Source organism: Pseudonocardia sp. MH-G8 (assembly GCF_002262885.1).
Lineage (GTDB): Bacteria > Actinomycetota > Actinomycetes > Mycobacteriales > Pseudonocardiaceae > Pseudonocardia.
On sequence record NZ_NKYF01000051.1, the window covers coordinates 19,034 to 27,813 of the forward strand.

General features: G+C 71.4%; 7 protein-coding genes. 4 read left to right on the top strand and 3 right to left on the bottom strand.

What is annotated here, in order from left to right:
- Window positions 1–89: 89 nt before the first annotated feature.
- From CFP66_RS46085 to CFP66_RS46095, 3 genes are read left to right on the top strand one after another with little or no spacing between them, the layout of a single operon-like run.
- Window positions 90–1,175: an S-(hydroxymethyl)mycothiol dehydrogenase gene (locus CFP66_RS46085; protein ID WP_094931912.1), complete on the top strand. Its 1,086-nt coding sequence runs from the start codon at window positions 90–92 to the stop codon at window positions 1,173–1,175.
- Complete coding sequence (locus tag CFP66_RS46090; RefSeq protein ID WP_094931914.1) at window positions 1,172–1,795, top strand: MBL fold metallo-hydrolase; 624 nt, start codon at window positions 1,172–1,174, stop codon at window positions 1,793–1,795. Before CFP66_RS46085 ends, CFP66_RS46090 begins: the two co-directional genes overlap by 4 nt.
- A 60-nt stretch (window positions 1,796–1,855) precedes the next feature.
- Complete coding sequence (locus CFP66_RS46095; protein WP_094931916.1) at window positions 1,856–2,920, top strand: sodium:calcium antiporter; 1,065 nt, start codon at window positions 1,856–1,858, stop codon at window positions 2,918–2,920.
- Here CFP66_RS46095 and CFP66_RS46100 read toward each other — a convergent pair.
- Complete coding sequence (locus CFP66_RS46100) at window positions 2,877–4,424, bottom strand: M81 family metallopeptidase (protein ID WP_094931918.1); 1,548 nt, start codon at window positions 4,422–4,424, stop codon at window positions 2,877–2,879. The genes CFP66_RS46095 and CFP66_RS46100 overlap by 44 nt on opposite strands.
- A complete protein-coding gene (locus CFP66_RS46105; RefSeq protein WP_094931920.1) occupies window positions 4,421–5,755 on the bottom strand; it encodes an MFS transporter in 1,335 nt (444 codons plus the stop codon). The genes CFP66_RS46100 and CFP66_RS46105 overlap by 4 nt, the downstream gene beginning before the upstream one ends.
- Before the next feature lie 173 nt (window positions 5,756–5,928).
- Between CFP66_RS46105 and CFP66_RS46110 the strand changes: the two genes are divergently transcribed.
- Entirely contained in the window at window positions 5,929–6,933 is a 1,005-nt protein-coding gene (locus tag CFP66_RS46110) for an Lrp/AsnC family transcriptional regulator (RefSeq protein ID WP_094931922.1), read from the top strand.
- Window positions 6,934–6,951: 18 nt separating this feature from the next.
- On the opposite strand, the gene CFP66_RS46115 is transcribed toward CFP66_RS46110, so the two are convergent.
- Window positions 6,952–8,625, bottom strand: a complete 1,674-nt coding sequence (locus CFP66_RS46115) for an NAD(P)H-dependent oxidoreductase subunit E (protein ID WP_094931924.1) — start codon at window positions 8,623–8,625, stop codon at window positions 6,952–6,954.
- Window positions 8,626–8,780: the final 155 nt, after the last annotated feature.

Here is an 8,780-nt window from a genome sequence, read left to right on the forward strand (position 1 = left end):
GCCCTGTCCGGTCGAGTAAGGCATGGTGGCGCCGATCCGGGAGGGCCGTGGACCGGCACTCTTGACGGAATCCGGGCGGAAGTGGAGACGTGGTGCAGCAGGTACGCGGGGTGGTCGCCCGGTCGAAGGGCGAACCGGTGTCGGTCGAGACGATCGTCGTACCGGACCCGGGGCCGGGTGAGGCGGTGGTGGCGATCCAGGCGTGCGGGGTCTGCCACACCGACCTGCATTACCGGGAGGGCGGGATCAACGACGAATTCCCCTTCCTGCTCGGCCACGAGGCGGCCGGGCTGGTCGAGTCCGTGGGCGAGGGGGTCTCGGATGTTGCGCCCGGCGACTTCGTGATCCTGAACTGGCGCGCCGTGTGCGGGGTGTGCCGGGCCTGCAAGCGCGGCCAGCCGTGGTACTGCTTCACCACGCACAACGCCGCGCAGCCGATGACGCTGGCGTCCGGTCAGCCGCTGACCCCGGCACTGGGCATCGGGGCGTTCGCGGAGAAGACACTGGTGCACGCCGGGCAATGCACGAAGGTCAACCCGGCGGCGAAGCCCGAGGTGGCCGGGCTGCTCGGCTGCGGAATGATGGCCGGGATCGGTGCGGCGATCAATACCGGCGGTGTCGGGCGCGGCGACTCGATCGCGGTGATCGGCTGCGGTGGCGTGGGCAACGCCGCGATCGCGGGCGCCAACCTGGCCGGCGCGACCACGATCATCGCCGTCGACGTGGACGAGAAGAAGCTGGAGTGGGCCACGGAGTTCGGCGCCACGCACACCGTCAACTCGCGCCGGGTCGACGCCGTGCATGCGATCCAGGAGCTGACCGACGGCAACGGCGCGAACGTGGTCGTGGACGCGGTCGGCCGGCCCGAGACCTTCAGACAGGCGTTCTATGCCCGCGACCTCGCCGGCACCGTGGTCCTGGTCGGCGTGCCCACCCCGGACATGACGATCGAGCTGCCGCTCATCGACGTGTTCGGCAGGGGTGGCGCCACCAAGTCGTCCTGGTACGGCGACTGCCTGCCCAGCCGGGACTTCCCGATGCTCATCGACCTGCACCTGCAGGGCCGGCTGCCGCTGGACAGGTTCGTGACCGAGACGATCGGCCTCGGCGACGTCGAGGAGGCGTTCCACCGCATGGAACGCGGCGAGGTGCTGCGCTCGGTGGTCGTGCTGTGACCGTCGAGCACGTCGCGACGTCGGGGACGTTCTCGCTGGACGGCGGCACGTGGGAGGTCGAGAACAACGTCTGGCTCGTCGGCGACCGGTCCGAGGTGCTGGTGATCGACGCTGCGCACGACGCGGACGCCATCGCCGAGGCCGTCGGCGACCGCCGGGTGGTGGCCGTGGTGTGCACGCACGCCCACGACGACCACGTCAACCAGGCGCCGGCGCTGGCCGACCGTTTCGCCGCGCCGATCCTGCTCAACCCGGCCGAGGCCCCGCTGTGGGAGATGACGTGGCCGGACCGGAAGCCGGACCGCGAGCTCGTCGACGGTGACCTGTTGCGCGCCGGTGGGGTGGAGCTGCGGGCGCTCGTGACCCCGGGGCACTCCCCGGGATCGACCTGCCTCTACGCGCCGGAGCTGGGGGTGCTGTTCAGCGGGGACACCTTGTTCCAGGGCGGGCCGGGAGCGACCGGGCGCTCGTTCTCCTCCTTCGACACGATCATCTCCTCGATCACGGAACGGTTGCTGAGCCTGCCGCCCGGGACCGAGGTCCGCACCGGGCACGGGGGTTCGACCAGCATCGGCGACGAGGCCCCGCAGCTGGAAGAGTGGATCGTCCGCGGCCACTAGCCGCACCCCGCGTCGGCACCGCCCTGAACCACTTCGGCGTCTCAAGGAGGAGCGTCCAGAATGATGTCAATACTCATCTTCATCTTCGGGGCAGCGCTGTTGATATACAGCGCGGAGAAGTTGATCGTCTATCTCGTCGGCTCAGCCGCGGGCCTGCACATATCCGTGTTCCTGCTCGCCATCGTCTTCACCGGCATCGAGTTCGACGACGTGGCGCTCGGGGTGGCGCTGAACCTCGAGGACCTCAGCGAAGTGGCTCTCGGAACCGTGTTCGGGACCGCGATATCCATGACCGGGGTCGTGCTTGCCCTCGCCGCGATATTCTGCCCGGGCAGGGTGAACGTCCAGCGTGAGTACATCGCGATGTTCGCCGCCGCGCCGCTGGTGATGATCCCCTTCATCCTGACCGCGCCTCTCACCGCCGTTCACGGTGTGGTGCTCATGATCCTGTTCGTGCTCTTCATCGCCTACGTCGCCTCCCGGGAGCTCAGGAGGACCACGCCGGTCTTCCGGAATGCGGAGATACTCGAGAAGATCGAGGCAGGTGGCGGTGGGACGGCCACCGCCGTCGCGACCGACGAGTCCATCGGCGACGAGCCCACGAACAAGCCGCCCTTCGTCGTGACGATGCCGTTCAACAAGAGCCGTCCGATCCCCGGCTGGGCCGCGATCGGGCTCGCCCTCGTCGCCCTCGTCGGCCTCATCGCCGGCGCCACCGCCACCAGCATCGGGACCGAGGGGATCCTCGAGGACTACGGGATCGAGGGCGCCCTGTTCGGTGCCACCATCGCCACCCTCGTGCTCACCCTCGAGGACATCCTCCTGACCGTCGGACCGTCCCGGAAGGGTGCGCCCGAGATCGGCGTCGGGAACGTCATCGGCAGCGTCGTCTTCGGGGTCACCGGGAAGCTCGGCATCATCCTGCTCGCCGGCAGCATCGTCGTCGACGACGACGTGCTCTCCTGGCACCTCCCGGTGCTGGTGGTCATGACCTGCCTGTCGGCGTACTTCCTCTACACGGGCCGGCTGAGGCGCTGGCACGGGTTCCTGCTGCTGGCGCTCTACATCGCCTACTGGGTCGTCAGCTTCGCCGTGTTCGGAGAGGCCCCGGTCGAGGCGGACTGACCGGGTACGTGAGCCCGCCCGGAGTGACGCGCAGGGCGGTGGGCAGCCGATGCCATTCCAGGTCGGCGGGATCGGCTGCCATCAGCCCCGGTGACCGCGCCACGAGGACATCCCGTGCGATCGCGGCGAAGTCCCCGCGGAAGTGGACGGAGCTCTTGACCACGAGCACCTGCTGCTCCTCCGGGGTGATGCCGACCATCCGGAACTGGTTGCGGTCGAACACCTGGGAGCGCCCGGTGGTCACCGCGACGCGGACCGATCCCGACCGCAGGCAGGCGGAGGTGCCCAGGTCGATCTCGGTCCCGTGCAGCATCGGCCCGTCGAAGCGGCAGCGCCCGTCGGACAGCGCCTCGACGACGAACCGGCCCGTCACCGGCTCGTCGCCGGGCACCAGCGGCTCGCCTCCGATGGACAGATCCACGGCCGTGCCCACGCCCGCCGCCGCGGCAGCCGCGGCGGCGTCCGGGTCGGTGATCAGCCCGAGCGCGGTGGGCTCGTCGCTGGCCGCCGCGAGCAGTGCGCGCAGCATGCCCGTCGTGCGGGCCGAACCGCCGGCACCCGGGTTGTCCTGGGTGTCCGCGATGACCACCGGGCCGATCTCGCCGTCGGGTCCGGTCACGTCGGCCGCGAGGGCCCGGGCGACGGCGTCGGCCGGCTCGAGCAGCTCGACGGCCCACTTCTCCTCGTCACGGGTGACCTCGTCGTGGAGCCGGTCCACGATCTCCTGCACGGAGCCGGTGCCGTAGGCCCACACGACCGGCCCGCAGTCGGGGATGTCGGCTGCGGGGAAGCCGGCGGCGAACGAGGTGCACGCATCGCGTCCGTCGAGGGCCTCCAACCCGCCGTAGACCGACCGTGCGGGCTCCAGGTCGGTGCAACCCGAGTTGATCGGGATCAGGAAGGGGACCCGGCGCCAGGCGAGCCGCAGCTGCTCGCCCGCCAGCCGCCTGGCGAGCAGTCCGGCGGCCCGAGCGCCGGTCCCGGCCATGTCGACGTGCGGGTAGGTGCGGTAGCAGACCAGCGCGTCCGCGGCGTCGAACATCCGGGCGGACATGTTGGCGTGCAGGTCCAGGCTGGCGACGACGGGAACGTCCGGCCCCACGACGGCGCGGACCCTGCTGAGCAGCTCGCCCTCCCCGTCGTCGTGGTGCTCGACGACCATGGCGCCGTGCAGGTCGAGGTACACGGCGTCCGGCCGGGACGCCCGCGCGGCGTCGACGATGTCGCCGGCGATGCGCTCGTAGGTCGCCGCGGTCACCGGGCCCGACGGGCTGGCTGCCGCCCAGATCACCGGGAGCACGTCCCAGCCGCGCGCGCGGGCCTGCTGCAGGAAACCGCCCACCGGCAGGTTCACCGGTTCCAGCTCGCGCACCCGCTCGCCGCGGCGCAGGGCCGGGAAGCCCTCCCCGTTCTCGAAGTTCGCGTAGTCGGCCGGCGCCGCTGCGAACGTGTTCGTCTCGTGCTGGAACCCCGCGACCAGCACCCGCGGCGCGCGCGCCGTCATCGGAGGCCCTCCGCTCCGGCGGCGAGCGGGGCGGGCGCGGCCCCGGTCCGGATGCGCGTCACGGTCAGCGAGATCCCGCCGACCACCAGCAGCCCGACGAGCGTGAGGAGCCCGATCTCCGTGCTGCCGGTCGTCTCCTTCACGTAGCCGATCAGGGTGGGGCTGAAGAAGCCACCGAGCAGCCCGATGCTGTTGATGAAGGCGATTCCCCCGGCCGCGGCATCACCGGTGAGGAAGGTGGAAGGAACCGACCAGAACACGGTGTAGGCGCCCCACATGCAGGCCGTGGATACGATGAGCGCGGTCATCGACAGCGCGAAGGTCGAACCGGTGACGGCGGCGACCGCCATGCCGGCGGCACCGATGAACGTCGGGACGACGATGTGCAGGCGCCGCTCGCCGGTGGCGTCGGAGTGGCGGGCGAGCACGCGCATCAGCACGAGCGCGACGGCGTAGGGCGCCGCGGACCACAGCCCGATCGCGACGACGGACTCGATGCCGTTCTCCGACAGGATCGTCGGCAGCCAGAAGGCGACCCCGTAGAGGCCGCTGATGAGGCAGAAGTAGCCGACCGCGAGCCCGTACACGCGGGGGTCGGTGAGCACCTTCCGGAACCGGTGCTCCCCGTTCTCCTGGCCGGTGGTGATCGCGCCCTCGACCAGGGTGCGCTCGTGCGCGGTGAGCCAGCGGGCGTCGCCCGGCCCGTTCGGCAGGAACTTCAGGACGACGAAGGCGAGCAGCACGCAGGGCAGCCCCTCGAGGAGGAACATCCACTGCCAGCCGGCGAGCCCCGCAGAACCATCCATCCCGGTCATGAGGAGCGCGGACACCGGGCCGCCGATCATCGAGCCGAGCGGGCCGGGGATCATCAGCACGGCCATGGCCGCACCCATCCGGGCCCGGGGGAACCAGAGGGTCAGGTAGAAGATGATGCCGGGCGCGAATCCCGCCTCGAACACCCCGAGGAGGAAGCGCAGGACGTAGAAGCTCGTCGCGTCGTGCACGAACAGCATCGCCGCCGAGGTGATCCCCCAGAGCAGCATGATCCGGAAGACGGTCTTGCGGGTGCCGATCCGGCGCAGCAGCAGGTTGCTGGGGACCTCGAAGATCACGTATCCGACGAAGAAGACGCCGGCGGCCAGCCCGTAGACGGCCTCGCTGATGCCGATGTCCTGCGCCATCTGCAGCTTCGCGAAGCCGATGTTGACGCGGTCGATGTAGGCGAAGAGGTAGCAGACCACGAGCAGCGGCAGGATCCGCCACGCGATCTTGCGGTACAGCTCGGGTGGCACGGTGGTGGGCGGATCGGTGCTCTCGTGGCCGATGGCCATCTGCTGCTCCTGCGGGCCGGGTCCGACGGACGTTGTTCAGCTGGTGGTCGCTTGCCGGTACCGTGCGGGAGATCGCTGATCCGGTGAGCAGAAGGGCAGGAAATCGTCGTTGATCACGCAGCAGATGTTCGATCGCGACAGATGGTCGCGCTCGTCACCCTCCGCGGCCTGACGTGCTCGACGAGACCGATCTCGCGTTGGTCGACGCTATGCAGCTCAACCCCCGAGCCAGCTGGGCCAGCCTGGGGAGCGTCCTCGAGCTGGCGCCGATCACGCTGGCACGCCGGTGGCAGCGGTTGGTCGACTCCGGGTCCGCGTGGGTCACGGTGGCGTTGAGCAACCGGCGGATGCGTGGCGCGGTGCTGGAGATGTCCTGCCGGCCGGGCACGGCGCGCGCGGTCGCGCTGGCGCTCGCCGAGCTGCCGCACGTGAGCACCGTCGGCATCACGACCGGTCGCTACCAGGTCTTCGCGCTGGTCCTGGCGCCCACGTTGCCGGCCATCGCCGACGTTCTGGTGCGCAGACTGCCGGTTCCGCAGGACGTGACGGCGTTGCACTCCTACCTCTACAGCGGCCTGTTCGGCGGCGTGGTGTGGCGGCTGGGGGTGATGAACCGGGTGCAGGCCGAGCAGGTCCGCGAGGTGGCCGGCCCGGCACCGGCGTCGATGCGACCCTTCGGCGAGGGGGACCGGCGCCTGTTCCTCGCCCTCGGGAGCGACGGGCGCCGGTCCTACAACGACCTGGCCGAGGAACTCGGCACCTCGCCGCAGGCCGTCCGCCGGCGCCTCGACCGGCTGAGGCGCCACGGCGACGTCACCTTCCGGTGCGACGTGGCCCGCCCGCTCACCGGCTGGGGCTCGATGGCCTTCCTCTGGCTGTCGGTACCCGATGACGATCTTGCGGCGGTCGGCCGGTCGCTGGGCGCGCTGCCGGAGACACGGCACTGTTCGGGGGTCCCCGGGCCCGCCAACCTGGCCCTCGTGGTCAGCCTGCGCTCGCTCGAGCACCTCGACGAGGTGCTGGGCCGGATCGTGCGGGCACACCCGACGGCGAACGTGGTCGACCGGCGGGTGGTGCTGCAGCAGGTGAAGGTGCACGGGCGGATCGTCGACGAGCAGGGCCGCAGCGTGCGCGTCGTGCCGGTCGACCCGTGGGCGGCGACGGACGTCGAACCGTGACACCCGAGCGCGCGTGAATCAGGTCTGTCTGCGCTCCAGGCCCAGCACGCTCACGACCGGGCCGAGCGCCACCTGGCCGAGCCCGCAGATCGAGGTCTTGCGCATCGCCTGCTCCAACTCGGCGATCCGCGCGCGTTCGGTGGCGTCGAGGTCGCTGCGGCCCTCCAGCATCGCGTGCGCCTTGGTGGAACCGACCCGGCACGGCACGCACTTCCCGCAGGACTCGTTGCGGAAGAAGCGCAGCACGTTGGTGGCCGCCGCGAGCAGGTCGGTGCCCTCGGCGAGCACGACGAGCGCGCCGGAGCCGAGCATCGTGCCGGCCGCGGCGGCGGTGCCGAAGTCGAGTGGGATGTCGAGCTGATCGGGCCCGATGAAGTTCGACGACGCGCCGCCGGGCTGCACGGCCCCGACCGCACGGCCGTCGCTGACACCGCCTGCCTGCTCGATCAGCGCGCCGACGGTGGTGCCCATCGGCACGCAGTACACGCCGGGCCGCTCCACGTGCCCGGACACGGCGAAGAACTTCCAGCCGACCGACTCGCCGACCCCCTGGTCGCGCCACCACGCCGGGCCGCGCTGCACGATCACCGGCACGTCGGCGAACGTCTCAACGGAGTTGATCAGCGTCGGGCGGCCGTGCAGGCCGTGGTTGCCGGGGAAGGGCGGCTTGTTGCGCGGCTCGCCGCGGTGGCCCTCCATGCACTCCAGCAGCGCGGTCTCCTCGCCGAGGATGTAGCCGCCGGGGGAGACGAAGACGTCCAGCTCGAGGCGCCGGCCGCTGCCGCACGCGTCCGGGCCGACGACGCCCGCGGCGCGCAGCGCGTCGATCTCGGCGCGCAGCACGTGCTCCTCGGGACCGTACTCGTGGCGGAGGAACACCCATCCCTGCTCGGCCCCGACCACGGCCATCCCGAGCAGCAGCCCTTCGAGCACGAGGTGCGGCTGGTCGGCGAGGATCTGGCGGTCCTTGAAGGTGCCGGGCTCGGACTCGTCGGCGTTGCAGATCGCGTACTTCGTGCCCTCCTGCGCCGCGAGGACCAGGCCCCACTTCTGCCCGGTCGGGAACCCGGCGCCGCCCATGCCGCGCAGGCCGGAGTCCTTCAGGACGCCGACGAGCGCGTCCGCGTCCAGGTCGCCGGCGAGCAGGGCGCGCAGCGTGGCGTAGCGCTGGGCGACCCCGGAGCCCGCGGGGTAGGGGTCGTTCGGCCACGGTTCGCTGCGCCCGGGGCCCGCGGGTGCTGTGGCGCTCGCGGCGGGTGCCGGAAGCCGGGCGGCGGCGACCAGCTCGTCGGCGTCCGAGGCCGGTGCGGGCTGTTCGTTCACCGCCACCGCGGGTGCGGTGTCGCAGCGGCCGAGGCAGGACACCTCGACCAGCTCCACGTCGGCATCGGCGCCGTAGCGCTCCCGCAGCTCGCCGAGCCGCTCCTCGCCGCCGCGCAGGAAGCAGGGCAGGTCGTGGCACACGTGCAGGGCCACCGGGGCCGGCGGGCTGGTGCGGAAGTGTGGGTAGAACGAGACCAGGCCCTCGATCTCGTACCGGGGGCGGCGGGTCTCGCGCGCGAGCTCCTCCAGCTCTTCGCGCGGCAGCCACCCGAGCCGGTCCTGGATCGCGGTGAGCGCCGGGATCAACGACGGACCGGGGAACTTGCCCGCGCGCCCCTCGACGCCGGGCACCCGCACCCCGGCGGTCATGCCCGCACTCCGATCGGTTCGACCTGCACCGCGCAGAACTTGAACTCCGGGATCTTGCCGGTGGGGTCGATCTCGTCGATGGTCAACAGGTTCGCGGCCGCCTCCCGGAAGTGGAACGCGATGAAGCAGTTGCCCAGCGCTTCGCGGTGCGACAC